Annotated in this window: 18 protein-coding genes; 17 read left to right on the plus strand and 1 reads right to left on the minus strand. The window is 62.5% G+C overall.

What is annotated here, in order from left to right:
• Window positions 1–152: 152 nt before the first annotated feature.
• Window positions 153–278, plus strand: coding sequence for a hypothetical protein (locus tag AC6I99_RS18160; protein ID WP_497961435.1), 126 nt, complete (start codon window positions 153–155; stop codon window positions 276–278).
• 61 nt (window positions 279–339) lie between these two features.
• Here AC6I99_RS18160 and AC6I99_RS18165 read toward each other — a convergent pair whose 3' ends face one another.
• Window positions 340–1,095, minus strand: coding sequence for an IclR family transcriptional regulator (locus AC6I99_RS18165; protein ID WP_224088895.1), 756 nt, complete (start codon window positions 1,093–1,095; stop codon window positions 340–342).
• A 221-nt stretch (window positions 1,096–1,316) separates the two neighbouring features.
• Between AC6I99_RS18165 and AC6I99_RS18170 the strand changes: the two genes are divergently transcribed.
• From AC6I99_RS18170 to AC6I99_RS18245, 16 genes are all read left to right on the plus strand, one after another.
• Window positions 1,317–2,717, plus strand: coding sequence for an NAD-dependent malic enzyme (locus AC6I99_RS18170; RefSeq protein WP_224088897.1), 1,401 nt, complete (start codon window positions 1,317–1,319; stop codon window positions 2,715–2,717).
• A gap of 16 nt (window positions 2,718–2,733) precedes the next feature.
• Window positions 2,734–4,332, plus strand: a complete 1,599-nt coding sequence (gene aceB, locus AC6I99_RS18175) for a malate synthase A (RefSeq protein ID WP_224088898.1) — start codon at window positions 2,734–2,736, stop codon at window positions 4,330–4,332.
• A 1-nt stretch (window position 4,333) separates the two neighbouring features.
• Window positions 4,334–5,596 (plus strand): DUF6986 family protein, encoded by a 1,263-nt coding sequence (locus tag AC6I99_RS18180; RefSeq protein ID WP_497944424.1) that lies wholly within the window; start codon window positions 4,334–4,336, stop codon window positions 5,594–5,596.
• Window positions 5,597–5,610: 14 nt separating this feature from the next.
• A complete protein-coding gene (locus AC6I99_RS18185) occupies window positions 5,611–6,423 on the plus strand; it encodes a bifunctional allantoicase/(S)-ureidoglycine aminohydrolase (RefSeq protein ID WP_017200648.1) in 813 nt (270 codons plus the stop codon).
• Window positions 6,424–6,537: 114 nt separating this feature from the next.
• Window positions 6,538–7,122, plus strand: a complete 585-nt coding sequence (locus AC6I99_RS18190) for a DinB family protein (RefSeq protein WP_497961437.1) — start codon at window positions 6,538–6,540, stop codon at window positions 7,120–7,122.
• 67 nt (window positions 7,123–7,189) lie between these two features.
• Window positions 7,190–8,182, plus strand: coding sequence for a phosphodiester glycosidase family protein (locus AC6I99_RS18195; RefSeq protein WP_497961438.1), 993 nt, complete (start codon window positions 7,190–7,192; stop codon window positions 8,180–8,182).
• Window positions 8,179–9,336 (plus strand): GtrA family protein, encoded by a 1,158-nt coding sequence (locus AC6I99_RS18200; RefSeq protein ID WP_497961440.1) that lies wholly within the window; start codon window positions 8,179–8,181, stop codon window positions 9,334–9,336. Before AC6I99_RS18195 ends, AC6I99_RS18200 begins: the two co-directional genes overlap by 4 nt.
• Window positions 9,333–10,085 (plus strand): DUF4956 domain-containing protein, encoded by a 753-nt coding sequence (locus tag AC6I99_RS18205; RefSeq protein WP_497961441.1) that lies wholly within the window; start codon window positions 9,333–9,335, stop codon window positions 10,083–10,085. Before AC6I99_RS18200 ends, AC6I99_RS18205 begins: the two co-directional genes overlap by 4 nt.
• Entirely contained in the window at window positions 10,082–10,876 is a 795-nt protein-coding gene (locus AC6I99_RS18210; RefSeq protein ID WP_497961443.1) for a polyphosphate polymerase domain-containing protein, read from the plus strand. Before AC6I99_RS18205 ends, AC6I99_RS18210 begins: the two co-directional genes overlap by 4 nt.
• Before the next feature lie 27 nt (window positions 10,877–10,903).
• On the plus strand, window positions 10,904–12,499 hold the full coding sequence (locus AC6I99_RS18215) for a carbohydrate-binding domain-containing protein (protein ID WP_497961444.1): 1,596 nt from the start codon (window positions 10,904–10,906) through the stop codon (window positions 12,497–12,499).
• A 390-nt stretch (window positions 12,500–12,889) separates the two neighbouring features.
• Entirely contained in the window at window positions 12,890–14,329 is a 1,440-nt protein-coding gene (locus tag AC6I99_RS18220; protein WP_497944417.1) for an MFS transporter, read from the plus strand.
• A complete protein-coding gene (locus AC6I99_RS18225) occupies window positions 14,319–15,032 on the plus strand; it encodes an aspartate/glutamate racemase family protein (RefSeq protein WP_224088907.1) in 714 nt (237 codons plus the stop codon). The genes AC6I99_RS18220 and AC6I99_RS18225 overlap by 11 nt, the downstream gene beginning before the upstream one ends.
• 234 nt (window positions 15,033–15,266) lie before the next feature.
• Window positions 15,267–15,740, plus strand: coding sequence for a sensor histidine kinase (locus AC6I99_RS18230; RefSeq protein ID WP_224088909.1), 474 nt, complete (start codon window positions 15,267–15,269; stop codon window positions 15,738–15,740).
• 106 nt (window positions 15,741–15,846) lie between these two features.
• Window positions 15,847–18,027 carry a transglycosylase domain-containing protein gene (locus AC6I99_RS18235; protein ID WP_497961446.1) on the plus strand — a complete coding sequence of 727 codons (2,181 nt, stop codon included), beginning with the start codon at window positions 15,847–15,849 and terminating at the stop codon, window positions 18,025–18,027.
• Window positions 18,028–18,125: 98 nt separating this feature from the next.
• Complete coding sequence (locus AC6I99_RS18240; RefSeq protein ID WP_224165349.1) at window positions 18,126–18,857, plus strand: glutamine amidotransferase; 732 nt, start codon at window positions 18,126–18,128, stop codon at window positions 18,855–18,857.
• A 168-nt stretch (window positions 18,858–19,025) separates the two neighbouring features.
• Window positions 19,026–20,297, plus strand: a complete 1,272-nt coding sequence (locus AC6I99_RS18245; protein WP_497961994.1) for an MFS transporter — start codon at window positions 19,026–19,028, stop codon at window positions 20,295–20,297.
• Window position 20,298 lies beyond the last annotated feature (1 nt).

The raw sequence follows: 20,298 nt of genomic DNA on the forward strand, positions 1-20,298 counted from the left end.
GTCGGCTAGCAGGGTCTGATCGCCTACGGGAATGTACGACGCCGGCACTCACTTTCGCAGGCAGCCCACCATTGGGTTGCCGCCGCGATGGGTTTGCGTCAGGCATTGGTCCCCTTGATCGGCATTCCCAAGGCCCGCAGGACACGCTCAAGGTGACGGACCAGTCGGGCGAAGAAGCCCTGATCTATGTCCGGGACAAGCACTTGAACTTCGCGGCCGCCGTCGGGGTGGATCCGGTGATGAGGAAAGCTACCCGCTCAAAACCCACGCCGAGATGACAGTTGATGGCAATGTTTCGGGGAAACATTGCCATCAAATGCCAACTCGGCGGGAGGCGGGTCAGTTCTGGTTGAGCTCCGCGGAGATCGCCAGGGCGGCCTCGCGCAGCATCGGCACAGCGCGGTCGGCAAAGCTCTGGTCCACACGGGTGATGGGCCCGGAAACGGAGATCGCGGTAGGAGTGGGAGCATTGGGCACTGCCATCGCGAAGCAGCGTACGCCGAGCTCCTGCTCTTCCTCGTCAATGGAGTAGCCGCGCTCACGGATCAGCTTGAGGTCCGCGAGCAGGGAGTCGATGTCGCCGATGCTCTTGGCCGTGGGCGTGGGCATGCCGGTGCGGGCAACAATGCCACGGACCTGTTCGTCGTCGAGCTGCGCCAGGATCGCTTTACCAACGCCGGTGTCATGCGTGTGGGCGCGGCGGCCAACCTCGGTGAACATCCGCATGGAGTGCATGGACGGGACCTGCGCCACGTAGATGACCATGTCCGAATCCAACACCGCCATGTTGGAAGTCTCGCCAAGGCGTTCAACGAGGGTCTTCAGCTGCGGACGCGCCACGGCCCCGAGCTGCTTGCTGGCCCCCTCGCCAAGCCGGATGAGCCGGGGGCCCAAAGCGTAGCGCCGGTTGGGCAGCTGGCGGATGTAGCCAAGGGAGACCAAAGTGCGCAGCAGGCGGTGGATGGTGGGCAAGGGCAGGTCAGTGGACGACGACAGCTCGCTCAGAGTGACGTCTCCACCCGCATCCGTGATCAGTTCCAGCAGTTCAAAGACGCGCTCAACGGACTGCACGCCTCCGGAGGCTTTTTCAGCCATTCCCTTGTCTCCAATGACTCAGATTCCGACAACTCTTATCCGCATCGTGAAAAGAATTGCTTAGAACACCCAAGATACAGCACGCCGGCCCCATGCGCGATGACACCGAAGATGACCGAGTAGGGGGTTGTATTTCCACTTTGTAGATAATAATATCCATAATACGAAAACATTCAGTTTGGAACGGCGGCCCGGGAACGGGCCTAACAGGAGGAATTTCAATGGCGAATCCGAGCCCCGGAAACTCGATCACCCTGCGCGTCGCCGCACCGTCCAGCTTCACAGCTACGAGCGAACTGGCAGCAGCCGTCGGCGCAGCCGGTGCAGCAATCACCGCGCTGGACGTCACGGAATCCCACCACGAGACGATCGTTGTTGACGTCACCTGCAACACCACGGACGACGCCCACGCAGCCCGTGTGAAGGATGCCCTTAACGCCCTCGACGGCGTGACCGTCCAGCACGTCTCGGACCGCACCTTCCTCATGCACCTGGGCGGCAAGCTCGAGGTCGTCCCCAAAGTAGCCCTGCGCAATCGTGACGATCTGTCCCGCGCCTACACGCCCGGCGTCGCGCGCGTCTGCTTGGCGATCGCCGAAGACCCCGCTGCCGCCCGCAACCTGACGGTCAAGCGCAACACCATCGCAGTCCTCACCGACGGCTCGGCTGTCCTGGGCTTGGGCAACATCGGCCCCGCCGCGGCCCTCCCGGTCATGGAAGGCAAGGCCGCACTGTTCAAGCAGTTCGCCAACGTTGACGCCTGGCCGGTCTGCCTGGACACGCAGGACACCGAAGAAATCATCATGATCGCCAAGGCCATGGCCCCCGTCTACGGCGGCATCAACCTCGAAGATATTGCCGCCCCGCGCTGCTTCGAAATCGAGAACCGCCTCCGCGAAGAACTCGACATCCCGGTGTTCCACGACGACCAGCACGGCACCGCAATCGTCACCCTCGCCGCATTGGTCAACGCCCTGCGTGTAGTGGACAAGAAGCTGTCCGAGGTCAAGATCGTTGTCTCGGGCGTCGGCGCGGCCGGCTCGGCCATTATCCAGCTCCTCAAGGCCCAGGGCGCGCAGCACATCATCGCCGCCGGCCGCTCGGGCGCCATCCACTCGGGCGAGAAGTACGACGACGAGCACCGCAGCTGGATCGCCGCGAACACCAACGAAGAAGGCTTCGCCGGAACCCTGCATGACGCCCTCAAGGGAGCGGACGTGTTCATCGGTGTCAGCGCCCCGCACGTGATCGGCGAGGAGCAGGTTGCTTCCATGGCCGAGAACGCTATCGTGTTTGCCATGGCGAACCCGACGCCGGAAATCGACCCCGTCATCGCTTCCAAGCACGCAGCCGTGGTTGCCACGGGTCGCAGCGACTTCCCCAACCAGATCAACAACGTGCTGGCCTTCCCCGGCTTCTTCCGCGGACTGCTGGATGCTGGAGCATCTGACATCACTCCGGACATGCTGGTGGCCGCTGCGGAGGCAATTGCCAACCGGGTGGCTGACGATGAGCTGAACGCGAGTTACATTATCCCCAGCGTCTTCGATCCCCATGTTGCCGCCGATGTGGCCAGTGCCGTAGCAGCAGCTGCGCACGCCAACGCCGCCAGCGCACTCTAGAAAAGGACACCGCCAAATGGCTATCACAGTCACTGATCCCCGGCCGATCGATCGCGCCGAGGAGATCCTAACCCCCAAGGCATTGGCCTTCATCGAGGAACTGCACAAGCGCTTCGCCGGCACCCGTGCCGAGTTGCTGGAGGCCCGCAAAGCCAAGCGCCAGAAGGTTGCGGACACCAGCCGCCTGGACTTTCTCCCGGAGACCCAGGAAATCCGCGACGGCGACTGGAAGGTCGCTGAGGCACCGGCAGCCCTGCAGGACCGCCGCGTGGAGATGACCGGTCCGGCAACCCCTGCCAAGATGGCCATCAACGCGCTGAACTCCGGTGCCAAGGTGTGGCTCGCGGACCTCGAAGACGCCAGCACTCCCACGTGGCCCAACGTCATTGATGCGATCCTCAACCTCCGCGACGCCGCCCAGGGAACCCTGAGCTACACGTCGCCGGAAGGCAAGGAGTACCGTCTGCGCACGGACGCTCCTTTGGCTGTTGTTGTTGCCCGTCCGCGCGGCTGGCACATGGAGGAGAACCACCTGCTCATCGACGGCGAACCTGCGGTGGGCGCGCTGGTGGACTTTGGCTTGCACTTCTTCCACATCGCCAAGCAGTTGCTCCTGAACGGCCATGGCCCTTACTACTACCTGCCCAAGATGGAGAGCCACCTTGAGGCCCGCCTCTGGAACGACGTTTTCGTCTTTGCCCAGGACTTCCTCGGCATCCCGCAAGGCAGCATCCGCGCCACCGTCCTCATCGAGACCATCCCGGCCGCGTTTGAAATGGACGAGATCCTCTACGAGCTGCGCGACCACGCATCGGGCCTGAACGCCGGCCGCTGGGACTACCTCTTCAGCATCATCAAGTACTTCCGTGATGCCGGCGAAGAGTTCGTCCTCCCGGACCGCGCCACCGTTGCCATGACCGCGCCGTTCATGCGCGCCTATACCGAGCTCCTGGTCAAGACCTGCCACAAGCGCGGCGCCTTCGCCATGGGCGGCATGGCTGCTGTCATCCCGAACCGCAAGCAGCCGGACGTCACCGCTGCGGCCTTCGACAAGGTCCGTGCCGACAAGACGCGCGAGGCAAACGACGGCTTCGACGGTTCCTGGGTTGCGCACCCGGACCTCGTTTCCACGTGCCGCGAAGTGTTCGATTCGGTACTGGGCGACCGCCCCAACCAGTTGGACAAGCAGCGCCCCGAGGTGAACGTCACGGCTGAGCAGCTGATCGACGTCGCCTCCGCCGGCGGCACCGTGACAGAGGCAGGCCTGCGGCTGAACCTCTACGTCGCCGTCGCGTACACGGGCGTTTGGATCTCCGGCAGCGGTGCCGTCGCCATCCACAACCTCATGGAAGATGCCGCGACCGCGGAAATCTCCCGCTCGCAGGTGTGGCAGCAGATCCGCAACAAGTCCGTCCTCGCGGACACGGGCAACACGGTGACCCGCGAACTCGTCACCCGGATCCTCGGCGAAGAAACCGAGCGTTTGCGCATCGAATTCGGTGACGAGAATTTCACCAAGTACTACGAGCCGGCTTCCAAGCTGATCGAGGACATCTGTCTGTCAGACGATTACACCGATTTCCTGACAACACCCGCTTACGAGCTGGTGGGCTGAGATGGGTTCATTCTCTTCCTCTGATCTGGCTCACATCGAGTCCCAGCTTGAGGCGACGGACCAACTCCTGGACCGCAACTACCCCGGCGACGACGGCTCACGCCAGCCCATTCATACCGTCTACATCCCGGCGGACCGCTTCACGCCGTCATTTGCGGCGGAGTGGGGCGCCCAGGCGCTCGCGACGGCGGAAGCTCACGGTGGCCTGGAAAAGCTCGGCCAGTTGTTGGGCCAGGAGCCTCATTTGGCTGCCGCTGTTGCCTCCCGTGTGGCGGCGAAACTCTCCTCCGAACCGATCGAGGACCTCCGCCTGGACTTCGAGGACGGCTACGGGGACCGCGGCGATGAGGCAGAAGACGCCGACGCCGTTGCTGCCGCCAACGCTGTTGCTGCTGCGGTTGCAGCGGGAACCGCTCCGCCGTTCATCGGCATCCGATTCAAGTGCTTCGAAGCAGCCACCCGGGCCCGCGGACTGCGTACTTTGGACCTGTTCGTCTCCACGCTCGCTGCCGCCGGGGAACTCCCGGCAGGACTGATCCTCACCCTGCCCAAGGTCACCACGGTGGCTCAGGTGCTGGCCATGGACTTCGCGGTCTCGCGCCTCGAGGAAGTCCACGGGCTTCCCGCGGGGAGGCTCCGGTTCGAGGTGCAGGTGGAAACGCCGCAGCTCATTCTGGGCGCCGATGGAACGTCTCCCGTGGCACAGCTCCCCCACGTTGTTCCGGGCCGTATCAGCGCCCTGCATTACGGGACCTACGATTACAGCGCTTCGCTGGGAATCTCAGCGGAATACCAATCCATGGAGCATCCCGTGGCCGACTTCGCCAAGGAAGTCATGCAGCTCGCTGTCGCCGGAACGGGTATCCGCCTCTCTGACGGTTCCACCAACATCATTCCTGTGGGCGACGCCGTTGAAGACGCCTGGAAGCTTCACGGCCGGCTGGTCCGCCGCTCCCTTGAAAACGGCTATTACCAAGGATGGGACCTCCACGCCGCCCAGCTCCCCAGCCGTTTCTCGGCGTCGTACGCTTTCTACCGCGAAGGCCTGCCCGCCGCGGCTCTCCGCCTCCGTAACTATGTAGAACGCACCGAAGGCGGCGTCATGGACGAGCCCGCCACCGCCCGCGCGCTTGCCGGCTTCGTCCTCCGTGGCGTCCAGTGCGGCGCAGTGGGGACCGACGAGGTCAAGGCGCTTGCCGGCGTCGAACTTTCACAGCTGACCGCATTGGCGCACCCGCGGCTCGCGCAACCGACTTCCCACTGATAAGGAGCATTCCCATGGGTAAGTACTACTACCCCCAGGGCGGCCTGCCGCCGCAGACCCACCTCACCACGGAACGGGCGATCGTCACCGAGGCCTACACCGTGATCCCCAAGGGCGTGATGACGGACATCGTCACCAGCAACCTGCCGGGTTTCTCCAACACGCGTTCGTGGATCATTGCGCGGCCGATCTCCGGCTTCGCCACCACATTCTCGCAGTTGATCGTGGAGATCGCACCGGGCGGCGGGGCTCCCAAGGCCGAGTTTGAGTCCGGCGTTGAAGGCGTCATCTTCGTCACCAAGGGCCAGGTCAACCTGACCCTCGACGGCGAACTGCACCACCTCGAAGAGGGTGGCTACGCCTACCTCGCTGCCGGCGCGGAGTGGGGCCTGGAAAACGTCTCCGACGACATCGTCTCCTTCCACTGGATCCGCAAGGCCTACGAACGCCTCGAAGGTTTCGAGGCCAAGTCCTTCGTCACCAACGAGAAGGACGTGGAGCCCACCTCCATGCCGGATACCAACGACGTCTGGAAAACCACGCGCTTCACGGACTCCAGCGACCTCGCCCACGACATGCAGGTCAACATCGTCACCTTCCAGCCCGGCGGTGTGATCCCCTTCCCGGAAACCCACGTCATGGAGCACGGCCTGTACGTCCTGGAGGGCAAGGCCATGTACCTGCTCAACAACGACTGGGTGGAAGTGGAAGCCGGCGACTTCATGTGGCTGCGTGCCTTCTGCCCGCAGGCCTGCTACGCGGGTGGTCCGGGCGAGTTCCGTTACCTGCTGTACAAGGACATGAACCGCCAGGTGAAGCTCACCTAGTCCTTGCCTGCTTGCGCCGAGATCGCCGGAAAGCTGCCAGTTCGCTGGAGTTTCCGGCGATTTCGTGCGTTTCCCGCGAACTCGTGTCGGCCCCGCTTGGGTAGAGTGCTCCCCATGGACGACAAAGCGACGTTGCTCGGTTATTTGCGCCTGCGCCGGGCGGACCTGCTCGGCAAGCTGGATGACCTCAGCGAATACGATGCCCGCAGGCCCATGACCCCCACGGGTACGAATCTCCTGGGCCTCGTGAAGCATGTTGCGAGCGTGGAGTTGGGCTATTTCGGAGAGACGTTTGGGCGTCCGAGCGGCCGTGAGTTGCCTTGGTTCGCGGAGGACGCCGAGCCGGATGCTGATCTGTGGGTGCCCGCTTCGGAAAGCCGCGCGGAAATTCTGGAGTTGCACCACTTCTCGGCCAACCACAGCGATGCCACTATCGAAGCCCTCCCCTTGGATGCTCCCGGCGTTGTGCCCTGGTGGTCCGAAGAGAAGCGAAATGTGACGCTCCATCAGATCCTTGTCCACATGTGCGTGGAAACCGCGCGGCATGCAGGGCACGCGGACATCATCCGTGAGCTCATCGACGCCACCGCGGGCCAAAGACCAGGCGACCCCAACATCCCGTCCCGCAACTCCGAAGAATGGGCAGCACACAGGTTCCGCATTGAAGAAGCAGCCCTGGAGGCAGATTTCCACCGCTAAAAGCCTTCACAGCCCACACATAAGTGGAGCAAACCTCCGGCGTAGGCCCGGTCCGTAGAAATGAGGCATGACTCCTCAACAGACCGAAAACCGTAAGGGCAGCCGGACCCGGCGCGCCGTCGTCTCCGCCGTCCTGGCGGTCACTCTCTCTGCCGGGGGTGCCACGGCCTGGGCATTGGACCGTTTCGTCATTCCCCACGCCCAAATCACCAACGTCTCGGAATACGAAGCGAGCCAGGCGGGCACAACAGATACAGGCACGACGCCGGACTCCAGCTCCGCTGAAACGTCCGCGAGCGCTGTGGTCACCGATACCTCGTACTCTTCTGGCGATACCGGTGTCACCATCTCGACTGTGACCACGGGCAGCGGCGACAACACGGTCACCTACTACGTCGCCGACGTCGTGCTTGATGACGCGACGACGCTGAAGTCTGCCTTTGCGGAAGACACCTATGGCCAGAACATCACGGAGACCACGTCCGCGATCGCGCAGGACCACAACGCCATTTTCGCCATCAACGGCGACTACTACGGTTTCCGGGATACGGGCATCGTGATCCGCAACGGCGTGGTGTACCGGGACGAGGGCGCACGCCAGGGTCTGGCGTTCTACAAGGACGGCACCGTCAAGGTATACGACGAGACCACCACGTCGGCTGATCAGCTCCTTGCGGATGGTGTGTGGAACACGCTCTCGTTTGGGCCTTCATTGCTGGACGATGGCGAGATCGCCTCGGGCATCGAGGATGTTGAGGTCGATACGAATTTCGGCAACCACTCCATCCAGGGCGAGCAACCGCGCACGGCCGTGGGAGTCATCGACGGGAACCATCTCGTGTTTGTGGTGGTGGATGGCCGCAGCCCGGGCTATTCCGCCGGCGTCACCATGACCGGCCTCGCACAGATCATGAAGGACCTTGGCGCAACCACCGCATACAACATCGACGGCGGCGGCTCATCAACCATGTACTTCAACGGTGCGCTGGTGAACAATCCGCTCGGCGACAACAAAGAGCGCGGCACCTCCGACATCCTCTACATCGCCCAGTCGTCATGATTGTCCTGATCCCGGCCTACGAGCCGGACCACCAGCTCATCAACCTCGTCCGCACCATCCAGGAAGCCGATCCGTGGCTGAGGATCGTGGTGGTGGACGACGGTTCCGGACCGGACTTCAATGACGTGTTCGACGACGCCGCCCGGCTTGGGTGCCACGTGCTCAGCTACGCCGTCAACGGCGGCAAAGGGCATGCCCTCAAGAGTGGTTTCGCCTTCATTGCGGCCGAATTCCCTGGCAACGACGTGGTGTGTGCCGACAGCGATGGCCAACACGGCGTCGCGGACATCCTGGCCGTTGCGGACAGGGTGGGCCGAGTTACGGCCACCATGGTTCTGGGATGCCGGAACTTTTCAGGCGACGTTCCTGCACGCAGTAAGTTCGGCAACACGGTTACGCGCTGGCTGTTCCGGCTCGCTACCGGCCAACGGATGGCCGACACGCAAACGGGCCTGCGTGGCTACCGGGCGGACATGCTCCCCTGGTTGCTGACTGTCCGCGGCCAACGGTACGAGTACGAGCTGAACCTGTTGCTGGAGGCGAAGCAGGCCGGATACGCCATTGACTCCGTGGACATCGCAACGGTGTACCTGGATAACAACTCGGGCTCGCATTTCAGGCCTGTGGCCGATTCCATCAGAATCTACGCACCGCTGTTGAAGTTCCTGGGTTCGTCCTTCTCGGCATTCCTGGTGGATACGGTGGCCTTCCTGATCCTCAGCGCGCTTACGGATTCGCTCCTTCTGGCAGTGGTCGGAGCCAGGATGATCAGCTCGGCTGTGAACTTCCTGGTCAACCGACAGCTGGTCTTCGATCACGGCACGGAAAGATCACTGCGTTCCACCGCCGCAGGATATATGGCGCTCGTTGTCATCTTGCTATCCGCCAACTACTCGATCATGTGGGCCCTCACCTCCGTTGCTGTTCCGGATTTGCTGGCCAAGCTCGTCACGGAGATGGCTTTGCTGGGCGTGAGCTTCGCCGTGCAGCAGCGATTCCTCTTCGCCCGCAAGGCCGGCACAACCTTGGCCGGCACACCGGAACCAGCCGACGTCGAAACGCATATCCCAGCCTTGGTCCCGGCACAGTTTCAGCACAGCAGGACCGGGAATCGTGGAGACCAGCCAACCAACAGATTCCGGAGAATCCGATGAACACCATCGTCCTTATAGCAGCGGACCTCGCCGCCATCACTGTCCTCACGTTCGCCCTCTACCTCCGCCGGCACCGGCGTCGTGACCTTGTAGTTTCCTACCTGGGCATGAACGTTGGGGTCCTGGCAGTTGCGACGGCCTTGTCCGGCTCAGCAGCCGGGATTGGGCTCGGCTTGGGGCTGTTCGGTGTTCTGTCAATCATCCGCCTGCGATCCACGGAACTCGCGCAGCACGAGGTGGCCTACTACTTCTCAGCGCTGGCGCTGGGGCTGATCGCAGGCATCGGCGTAGAACCACTTTGGCTGACGTTGTCCCTCATGGGCATGGTCCTCCTGGTCATGTTCGTCGGTGACAACCCCAGGGTCCTCCCCGCTTACAGGCACCAGACCGTGGTCCTGGACCGGGCCATCAACAACGAACACGAACTCCACGCCCGGCTTGAGGAAGTCCTCGATGGCACGGTCCACTCGGCCACCATCCAGGAGCTGGACCTGGTGAACGACAAAACGATCGTGGATGTCCGGTATGCCGTACGGTCCTCCCGCGTGAGTCAAACCCACGCTGTTCCACAGGACCACGCTGATTCACAGGGCCACGCTGTTTCCCAGGACCACGCTGCTTCGCAGGGCCCGCTCGGCTTCGACCAGCCTGCAGGCGCACTCACGCCGGCACCCGAGGAACTGCCCGCCACAGAGCCGTCGGCAAGTCAGCCACAGCAACCCGTGCCCACTTCGACGGGTGTCGCATGAAGCACTTCGACGCCGAAGCGATCATTCCCCAGCTGAACCAGCTACCCGCCGTCGGGCTTGAAGAACTCACCACCGAAGCCGCGCTACTGACGCGGGTGGACCGCAAGTATCTGGTGCCGTCCGCAACCGCCCGGTGGATCCTGTCGACCTTCACCACGGAGGCGCGGGTCCTCGAAATGGACGGAAATCGGACGTTCGCCTACGACTCCGTCTACTTCGATACCCCGGACCTGGACAGCTACATGCTTGCCGCGCATGGTCGTCGCCGCCGCTTCAAGATCCGCACCCGTACTTACCTGGACACCGCACTGAGCTTCCTGGAGGTCAAGACCGAAGGTGCCCGCGAGGCCACCGTCAAGGAGCGCATCCCCTATGAGCTGTGCAACCGCGACCGGCTCACGGGGGAAGGCCTGGCCTACGTGAACGAGACCCTTGCAGCCACCCTTGGTGGGGTGAATTTCGGCCCGCTGGGACCTGTCCTCTCCACCCGCTACCGCCGCACCACGCTTTTCCTTCCGGAATCCGGGAGCCGCGCGACGATCGATTCAGAGGTCACCTGGCAACGCCCGGACGGGCAGCCGTGGGTCCTGGACGACGCCGTCGTGGTTGAGACAAAGTCCGGATCCGCCCCCGGCCCGCTGGACAAGCACCTGTGGAGGAACGGTGTTCGCCCCTGCCGCATCTCCAAGTTCGCCACCGGCATGGCTGCGCTCCACCCCGGGCTGCCCGCCAACCGCTGGAATCAAACCCTCCGACGCCGGATGCCCCTGCGTCCCGCCACCATCAGCTAACCCACAGACTTCCCTAAGGAATCCACCATGCGCTCCTTCCGCACTTACCTTTCCGTTGCCGCCGTCGCCTTGGCGGTATCACTGGCCGGCTGCTCAAACGCCGCCACCAGTTCCACTACTTCCAGCACCTCGTCATCCAGCGCAACCGGGTCCACCAGCGACTCCGCCCAGACCGTCACCGCTGCCACGATCGAGGCAGATACCCATTTCGACAGCGACGACCTCACCTGGGACCCTGCGTCTGAAGTGGCGGTCAGCCTTGCCGACGGCGGCAGCAAAGTGACGTCGTCGGCCTCCACTGGCGTGGCGGTGGACGGCAATACCGTCACCATCAGCGCGGCCGGAACCTACCGCCTGAGCGGCTCGCTGAGCGACGGCCAGATCGTGGTGGCCGCAGGCGATTCCGACACCGTCCGGATCATCCTGGATGGTGTGGAACTGGGAAATTCGACCGGTTCGCCGTTCTCCGTCAAGAGCGCGGACGAAGCGATCGTCTACTTGGAAGACGGCAGTTCGAACACGTTGACCGACGCCGCGAGCTATGCCGAGCAGGGGGAGGACGCACCGAATGCGGCACTTTTCTCGATGGCGGACCTGACCATCGCCGGGCCGGGTTCGTTGACCGTCAACGGAAACTACAACGACGGCATCGTCTCCAAGGACGGCCTGGTCATGGCCTCCGGCAAAGTCACGGTGGACGCCAAGGACGATGGCATCCGCGGCAAGGACTACACCGTGCTGCTGGACGGCGCCTACCAAGTGACAGCCGGCGGAGATGGCGTGAAAGCAGACAACGAAACAGACGCAAACCGCGGCTGGCTACTGGTCAGCGGGGGCTCCTTGACGGTCACCGCGGGTGACGACGGCGTCAAGGCCTTCAACACCCTCTCCATCACGGGAGGAACAGTCACTGTGGCCGGGTCGGAGGAAGGGCTTGAGGCCCAGCACATCGCCGTCTCCGGTGGCGATGTCACCGTCACATCCAACGACGACGGCGTGAACGCCTCGGGCGGGTCCTCCAACTCTGCGGATTCCGGGGCGGGCACCGGCCCAGGCGATATGGGAGGCGGCATGGGCGGCGGCGAGACCGTCGGCGACTACACCGTTGACGTGTCCGGTGGCACCTTGACCATCAACTCCCAGGGAGACGGCTTGGACTCCAACGGGAATGCGACGATTTCCGGGGGAACGGTGGTGGTCAACGGCCCCACGAACGATGGCAACGGCGCGCTTGACGTCAACGGTGAATTGACCGTCACGGGTGGGACCGTGGCTGCGGCAGGCAGTGCGGGCATGGCGGTAACCCCGGCCGCCTCATCCACTCAGTCCGGCGTGCAGGTAACGTTCAACTCCTCTGTGGCTGCCGGCACGCCTGTGCACATCGTTGACCCGTCGGGGACTGTGGTGGCATCCTTCGTGACAACCAAGACCATTGCCTCCCTGGTGTTCTCCTCGTCCGCAATCAGCGAGGGCCAGACGTACACGGTTTACACGGGAGGCAAGGCGGATGCGGAGGCTGGTCTGACGACTGGGTCCATTGACGGAGCGGACAAGCAGGGAACTGTGACGGCAGGCCAGTACACGCAGGCACAGGGTCCTGGTGGTGGGGGCGGGCGCCGCTAGGTTCCACCTGACGCAGACCTCCAAAACACAGCCAAGCACGCCCCGATGGCATACTACGTTGCCGTCGGGGCGTGCTTTGTCTTTTCCGTGTTGGTGAGGTTGAGCCGCTGGCTGCCCTTGGCTTCCCGACCCTTTTTGCGATGGAATTGCCAGAAAACAACCTTATTCAGTTGCATCCATGGCCAAGGATGGCCAAAGGGGGCACGAAGCCACTCGCGCCCAGTCCATCCATGAGCATCCGGTCACATTTTGTTTACGCGCCAACCGTGGCGTTTTGGTATCCCAAAGCGTAATCTACATCACATTCCTTCATGTGATATTCGCATTCCGCATGATGGAACCATTCACGTGGCAATGAATGAACCTTCAGAGCTCAGTAAGGAGCGCACTGTGGAAAAAGACCTTGCCCAGGAGGCTGCAACACCGCGGACCGGATCCCTGGCGAAACAAATTGAAGGCGCGTACCAGCGGATCGGAGTGACTGGGGCACACCGCCAGATCGTCTTCATGATCCTGCTGGGGGTATTCTTCGATGCCCTCGAGCAAAACGCCGTGGGCATCACCGGCCCCATCCTGCGCCAGTCGTGGGGTCTTGGGGCCACCGAGATCGGCTTGCTGAACACAATGACTTTTACGGCAACCGCACTCGGACGGCTGGCGACGGGCCTGATCGTCGATAAATATGGCCGTCGGCACATGCTGGTCATCAACCTCATCATCTTCGCTGGTGGTTCGTTGCTCTGTGCCGTTGCCCCCAACTACCCCATCCTCGCCGCTGGCCGTTTCGTGGTGGGCTTTGGGCTGGGCGGCGAAATCGCAGTGGCCGTGATCATGATGGCGGAGTTCTTCGCAGCGAAACACCGCGGGACCGCCGTCGGACTCATCAACGTCACCGCGGCCGGCTTGGGCAACATGCTTGCACCTGCCTTTGGCATCCTTGTCTTCACGCTCTTCGATGGTCCGGACAAGTGGCGCTGGGTGTTCGGCTTGCTGTTCATCCCCGCCCTTTTGGTGATGTTCTTCCGACGCTTTGTCCCCGAAACGCCCCGTTTCCTTGCATCCCAGGGCAAGATCGACGAAGCAAACATGGTCATCACCCGTCTGGCCCGCAACAAGCTCTCCGGACGCATAGCCGATCCGGAAACTTACATCACCGCAGTGCCAGACCCCGTGGTGGTCACGGCGTCAGGACATTGGAAGGACGCGCTGCGCGGTAAGCTCCTCAAGCGCACTGTCCTGCTCTGCATCGCCGTCTGCATGTCATACGCCGCCCAGATTTCGATGCTGACGCTGATGCCCACCATTCTGGTTTCCCGCGGATATGCCGTGAACACCAGCCTCTGGTTCACCCTCATCATGCAGTCGGGCTCTTTGCTGGGCGCGGCCACCGCTGCCTATTTGGCCAGCCGATTGCCACGCAAAAAGGTTCTCACGGCTGCCGCCATCCTTGGGTGCCTCTCAGGACTGTCCATGGCCTTCCTCGCCAACGACATCGTGCTGGTAGTGATCTTCGGTGTCCTCTTCAACTTCTCCGTCATCATCCTGAACACCACCATCTGGCTGTTCGCCCCGGAGCTCTACCCCACCCGCACCCGAGGCTTCGGAACGTCGATTATCCTCGCAGCAGGCTCGTTGTCCGGCGGTCTCTTCCCGCTCATCTCCGGAGCTGTCTTTGACTCAGCGGGTCTGCCCGGCATGTTCACCACCCTGGCCGTGCTCTTCTGTGTCCTGGCAATCGTGGTTCAATTCCCGCCGGAAACCTTCGGGAAGCCACTGGAAGAAGACTCGGAACCCGGCAACGACGAGGAGGCGGCAATTTATGGACACTGATACTCCCCGGCCGTCAGCCCGGATCGTCCTCCTGGTAAATCCGAACACCAACAGCAGCACAACAGCGATGATGGTGGACCTCGCCAAGGAGACCCTGGAACCCCACGGTCTCCAGGTAGTCGGTATCACCGCGTCGTCTGGACCTTCCATGATTGTGGATCCCGTCTCGCTGGCTGAGTCGGCCCGGCATGTCAACGAAGCAGTGCAAAACTACCTTTCAGGGCCCGACGGCGGCAGGGTCGCCGGCGTGATCGTCGCCGCCATCGGTGATCCCGGGCGCGCGCAACTGGACGGGGAACTGGACATCCCGGTGATGGGCATCGGTCAAGGCTCTGTGCACGCCGCAGCCCACGCTCGGGATGGCAAGCTGCGTCGTTTTGGGATGGCGACCAGCACTCCGTTGCTGGTGGACGCCTTGGGCAAGCTGGTTGCGGCCCATGGACTTTCGGAGCACTTTGCTGGTGTTCGTTTGACGAAGTCCGAGCCGCTGGCCCTCGCTGCCGATCCTGAAAGACAATTCCACGAGTTGGCCGAAGCAGTCAGCGCTGCGACGGAAAACGACGGCTCCCAGGCGGTCATCATTGCCGGCGGGCCACTGAGCGCCACCGCCCGGCGCCTTGCCGAAACGACCGCCGTCGAGATCATCCAACCGATCCCCAGCGCCTGCCGGCTGCTGCTCGCGGCGCTTCCACAGGAAGGTTAGACCCCACAAACAGGGCCCGACGGCGGGACGCACGTGCCGCCGTCGGGCGCCCCCGCATGAAGAGTGCCACATCCGCAAGCCCGCCCCGCAAACTTGATGGGAAATTGAGCCAAACAAACAGAGTCCTTGATTTTGGCGCGCCACGCTGGAAGCAGACGAAGCCCTCGTTCCATCAATCCATCAGGGTTTCGGCAACGAACAACCAGCAAGAATCACAATGATGTGGGGGAACCAATGGAACAGTCAGCAGCGCTAACCGAGGTGATCGCCGTCAAGGGCATCATCCAGGACCAGCACCCCGTGGATTTCCACGCACTGGGTGTCGCAGGATGCATCGACAGGCTTGCTGCGCCGCTTCGACGCTCCGGAGTGACCGTCCATTGGCACACACCCCACCACGGCATCGAGATCTCCTCCGCGTCCGCCGCGCTGCTGTACCACGTAGCCCAGGAGACTTTCAGCAACACGCTGAACTACGCCGACGCCAGTGAACTGACCATCCGCCTCAACGCCGTCTACCACGGAATCCAACTGACGATCATGGACAACGGCAAAGGTTTCGAAATCCACGCCGCCCCCAGCGGCCGCCGCCACGGCTTCGGCCTGCTGCTCATGTCCATTGCCGTACACGACGCCGGAGGGTCAGTCGAGATCGACTCCGGGGTTGGGCGGGGCACCACCGTGAGGGTGACACTGCCACTGGATTGAGTCCAATTTGGGACCTTTTTGCGGCCTCGGAGCCATGGATTGACGGCGTCCGCAGACGTATTCTGTAGCTACTTTTCAGCCTGACATCTCGACGGAATGGCACGAAATGGCGCGGAACAAGGGTCCACGGTTAGGTCTTGGCAAGGTCCTTCTGAGGATCTTCGGGTTTTTCTTCGTGAGCGCCCTCTGCGGGGTGCTGATCTGCGGCTTCATGGTGCCGGTGGTTCAGTTCACCAGCACTACCATGGGCGGTTCCATCGGCTTTTACGAAAGCCTTCCCAGCCAACTGGACGTTGATTCGCCGTCCCTTTCCAGCACCGTGCTCAGTGCGGATGGCCAGCACATCGCCACGTTTTATGCTGAGAACCGGGTGAAGGTACCTCTGGATCAGATGTCACCCTTCATCCGCCAGGCAATCGTGGCCATCGAAGACAGCCGATTTTACGAACATCCCGGAGTAGATGCGCAAGGGATCATCCGCGCCCTGACATCCAACGTGACCAAGGGAACCCGGCAGGGCGCGTCCACCCTGACCCAGCAATACGTCACCAACGTGCTGAACGAGTCCCGCCTCTCGCAGGGTCGGCCCGAGGACGTGGTGCTCAGCGGGGACAAGACCATGGGTGACAAGCTGCGCGAGATCAAGCTGGCGTTGGAGCTTGAGAAACGCTTCAGCAAAGACCAAATCCTTGAGGGGTACCTGAACATCGTGTTCTTCAACCGGAACGCGTATGGCATCGAAGCTGCTTCACGCTACTTCTTCAGCACATCAGCAAAAGACCTCACATTGCCACAGGCCGCGCTCTTGGCCGGCCTGGTGAACGGACCCAGCGTCTATGACCCAACAACCGCCCCGGAATCAGCGTTCGCCCGCCGAAACCTGGTGCTGGACAGGATGTTGGAACAAGGCAAGATCACGCAAGTAGATCATGACGCGGCAGTCGCCAGCCCCGTTGAGCTGAAAATCACTCCTTCCCTGCAGGGCTGCGCGGGCGCCACCATTGCCATCTACTTCTGCGATTACGTGTCCCACCTGATCCTCAACAATGAGGCCTACGGCGCAACCGTGGAGGACCGCGAACGACTCCTCTACCGGGGCGGGCTCACCATCACCACCACGTTGGACAGCCGGTTGCAGGCGGCGGCACAAGTACAAGTGGATGCCTCTGCAGGCGCGAACCCGGACAAGTGGGGTGCTTCGATGACCACCGTGCAACCAGGCACGGGAAAGATACTGTCCATGGCACAAAACACGGTGTTCGTTCCGCAGGACGGGAAATTCGATACCCAGTTGAACTTCAACGTGGATGCGAAGGACGAAAACGGCAACGACCTCAACGGTGCCGGTGGCTTCCAACCCGGCTCCACCATGAAGCCGTTCATTTTCGCGGAGTGGCTCAACGAGGGCAAGTCGCCCACTGCCGTGGTGGATGCTTCCCGCCGGGTCTACCCGGTTGGCTTCCCCTGGCGGTCCAGCTGCGGCAAGGTGCTGGGTGGATACAGCACTGCGCAGAAGGCCCAAAACCTCGGCGCGGATGATGACCTGCAGAACAACGACGAGGGCTACTACCGCCCAATGCCCATCAACTACGGCCTTTACAACTCCATTAACACCGCCACTTTCGCTACTGCCGCCCAGTTGGATTTCTGCGGCATCCAAAAAATGGTGGACGCGGTCGGTTTGCACAGCGGCTTGGACAACGCCCAGATCAACATGCACCAGATCGGCAACCTCCTGGGGTCCATCGGCGTCGCTCCTGTTGTCCTGGCGAGCGCCTACGCAACATTCGCCAACGATGGCACCTACTGCAAACCAATCGCCATCACCGACATCAGCGACTCACAAGGCAGGAAATACCCAGCGCAAACCCCTGAATGCAAGGAGACGGTGAAACCTGCTGTGGCCCGGGGAGTTACAGCGGTGCTGCAGGACGTGCTCAAGCTCGGATCCGGGGTCTACATCGAACCCAAAGTCCAGAACCAGGTCCCAGTGGCGGCCAAGACCGGTACCTCCAACAACAACGGCGCAACCTGGGTGGCTGGCTTCACCACACGGCTCGCCACGGCCTCATTCTTTGGGGATACGACGGCGGGACAACAGCGCGCGGGACAGAACGTCACCATCAACGGCAAGTTCTACAAGTCATTGGATGGCTACATGATCGCCGGCCCGCAGTGGGCCAACTACATGATGCAGGCCACCGCCCTCTATCCGAGCGGTGCGTTCAACCCTCCGGCTCCCCCGCCTTCCCCTGGTCCGAGCACGTCACCGGCCGCACCTCGCTGAGTGGGTCTGCGTTACGGGGCCCGGTCTGCGCGCCATTTCCGCGGCCCAGCCGGCAGAAAGACTTTGAAAGCCAGTCGTTCCTCCCGCAGACTTGGCCTGTGAAGCCCTTCCTTTTGTTGGCCACGCGCGCCGAAGACGCGGCAGCGGATGACGAGTACCAGGCTTACCTCCGGTACTGCGGGCTCCAGGCTGAGGAATTGGTCCGCATCAGGCTCGAGTCAGGACCATTGCCGGCCATTGACCTGGCCGGATACTCCGGTGTGATTGTGGGCGGCAGTCCCTACACCTCCAGCGACCCTGTGGAGGAGAAGAGCCCGGCCCAGCTTCGCGTCGAAGCTGAACTCTCAGCCCTCCTGGATCGCATCGTGGCCGAGGACTTCCCCTTCTTGGGTGCCTGCTACGGAGTTGGAACCCTGGGTGTTCATCAGGGAGCCATCATTGATCGCCGCTACGGTGAACCGGTGGGTGCCACGGAGATTAAATTGACCGCGGACGGGGAGCGCGATCCCCTGCTCAAAGGCCTGCCCCACACCTTCGAAGCATTCGTCGGGCATAAGGAAGCCTGCAGCAAGCTGCCGGGAAACGCCGTGTTGCTCGCTAGTTCCGCAGCCTGCCCGGTGCACATGTTCCGCATCAAGAAGAATCTCTATGCCACGCAATTCCACCCCGAACTGGATGTCGACGGCCTCATCACCAGGATCAACATCTACAAGAACGCGGGCTATTTCCCGCCGGACGCTGCCGATGAACTCATCGAAACCGCCAAGCAAGCCTCGGTGACGGAACCGATGCGGGTCTTGAGGAATTTCACGGAACTCTACGCTCGCTAGGGATCTTGCGAGGCCTGCTCTGCACCCCAAGAAAGGGGTTTCTGTCAGAGCCTCCCTCACGCGCCGCTGGCTGGGTAGCGTTGGGGTTACTCACGCACATGCCCACAAACGTGATTCATCCATGAGGAGCAATCTTTGAAGCAGGACCCTTTGGCGGTCGAAACCCAGATGCACGCGACACCCGATGAAGGAAAGTCCAAGCCAAGCCCAGCGAAAACCCGGGCAGCGGGCAAGATCCCTTGGGGCGGCCTTTTGGTGCTTGCTGCCGCGGGCTTTACGGCTGTCACAACAGAGCTGCTTCCGTCCGGGCTGCTTCCCCAGATCAGCCGGGATCTGGGTGTGGAGGAATCGGCTGTAGGTTCCCTGACCGCAGCATATGCAGCAATCATCGTCTTCACCGCCCTTCCCTTGTCCCGACTCCTGGGCGGGCGGGTCCCACGAAAGACCCTGTTGATCGGGACCGTACTTGCCTTTGCACTTAGCAACGTCTTGCTGGCATTGAGCCCAAATCTTGAAGTGGCCATCGTTGCAAGGCTCTTGGGCGGTATCGCCCATGGCATGTTGTGGTCGAGCATGGCACCGTACGTGGCGCGCATCGTTCCTGCCCACTCGGTGGGCAAATCCATGGCCGTCGTCTTCAGCGGAACCAGCATCGCGTTGGCAGTCGGGGCTCCGATAGGCACACTGATGGGAACGCTCATGACATGGCGGGTTTCCTTCGTGGTCCTGGCCGGGGTTGGCGTCCTATTGGCAGTTTTGGCGTTCTGGCTCCTGCCTGCTGCGCATGATCCGGGTACCCACAAGACGCCGTCGATCCGGGCGGCGCTCAAGCTACCGGGCGTGATCGCCGTGGCCACCGCTTGGCCACTCTTGCTGCTGGCACACTTCACACTCTTTACATATGTTGCCCCTTTCCTGCTCGCCTCCGGATTGCCCGAAGCCCTCACTGGCATTTCCCTGTCCGTGGTGGGAATCTCGGGCTTGGTCGGGATCTGGATTGCCGGCCTGACCGCCGATTCCCGTCCCCGGCGTTCGGTGATTACCGCCGTCGGGCTTCTTTTGCTTGCCTTCGCGCTGCTGCCGGTTCTAGGCGGCACATGGGTGGGGGTTTTCGCGCTGATGGTCGCCTGGGGTGTTTCCTTCGGAGCGATCGGCATCTACAACCAGGCGGCGATCCTTCGCGCCGGCGGGGAGCACAAGGATGCGGCCAACGGCCTCACAGTAGTTACCATCCAGCTGGGGATCGCCGTCGGTGCCGGCTACGGTGCTTTGGCGCTGACCACCGTTGGGGCTCAGCTGGTGCCGCTGGCCGCGGCGCTGCCCACGGCGATTGCCTTGGGGATCATCATCTTCAGCAGGCGTGGCGGATACCCGGCAGGGCCTCGCGAAACAGGGCCGCGCGAAACAACGCCGCGCGAAACAGGGCCTCGCGAAAAATGAC

The organism is Arthrobacter sp. TmtSoilC77 (genome assembly GCF_059739415.1).

Excerpts from the sequence above, each read along its gene's own strand:
- AC6I99_RS18225 (WP_224088907.1), top strand. The coding sequence starts at position 14,319 with ATGGACACTGATACTCCCCGGCCGTCAGCCCGGATCGTCCTCCTGGTA.
- AC6I99_RS18200 (WP_497961440.1), top strand. The coding sequence starts at position 8,179 with ATGATTGTCCTGATCCCGGCCTACGAGCCGGACCACCAGCTCATCAAC.
- AC6I99_RS18245 (WP_497961994.1), top strand. The coding sequence starts at position 19,026 with ATGCACGCGACACCCGATGAAGGAAAGTCCAAGCCAAGCCCAGCGAAA.
- AC6I99_RS18185 (WP_017200648.1), top strand. The coding sequence starts at position 5,611 with ATGGGTAAGTACTACTACCCCCAGGGCGGCCTGCCGCCGCAGACCCAC.
- AC6I99_RS18205 (WP_497961441.1), top strand. The coding sequence starts at position 9,333 with ATGAACACCATCGTCCTTATAGCAGCGGACCTCGCCGCCATCACTGTC.
- AC6I99_RS18195 (WP_497961438.1), top strand. The coding sequence starts at position 7,190 with ATGACTCCTCAACAGACCGAAAACCGTAAGGGCAGCCGGACCCGGCGC.
- AC6I99_RS18210 (WP_497961443.1), top strand. The coding sequence starts at position 10,082 with ATGAAGCACTTCGACGCCGAAGCGATCATTCCCCAGCTGAACCAGCTA.
- AC6I99_RS18215 (WP_497961444.1), top strand. The coding sequence starts at position 10,904 with ATGCGCTCCTTCCGCACTTACCTTTCCGTTGCCGCCGTCGCCTTGGCG.
- AC6I99_RS18190 (WP_497961437.1), top strand. The coding sequence starts at position 6,538 with ATGGACGACAAAGCGACGTTGCTCGGTTATTTGCGCCTGCGCCGGGCG.
- AC6I99_RS18230 (WP_224088909.1), top strand. The coding sequence starts at position 15,267 with ATGGAACAGTCAGCAGCGCTAACCGAGGTGATCGCCGTCAAGGGCATC.
- AC6I99_RS18235 (WP_497961446.1), top strand. The coding sequence starts at position 15,847 with ATGGCGCGGAACAAGGGTCCACGGTTAGGTCTTGGCAAGGTCCTTCTG.
- AC6I99_RS18180 (WP_497944424.1), top strand. The coding sequence starts at position 4,334 with ATGGGTTCATTCTCTTCCTCTGATCTGGCTCACATCGAGTCCCAGCTT.
- aceB (WP_224088898.1), top strand. The coding sequence starts at position 2,734 with ATGGCTATCACAGTCACTGATCCCCGGCCGATCGATCGCGCCGAGGAG.
- AC6I99_RS18165 (WP_224088895.1), bottom strand. The coding sequence starts at position 1,095 with ATGGCTGAAAAAGCCTCCGGAGGCGTGCAGTCCGTTGAGCGCGTCTTT.
- AC6I99_RS18170 (WP_224088897.1), top strand. The coding sequence starts at position 1,317 with ATGGCGAATCCGAGCCCCGGAAACTCGATCACCCTGCGCGTCGCCGCA.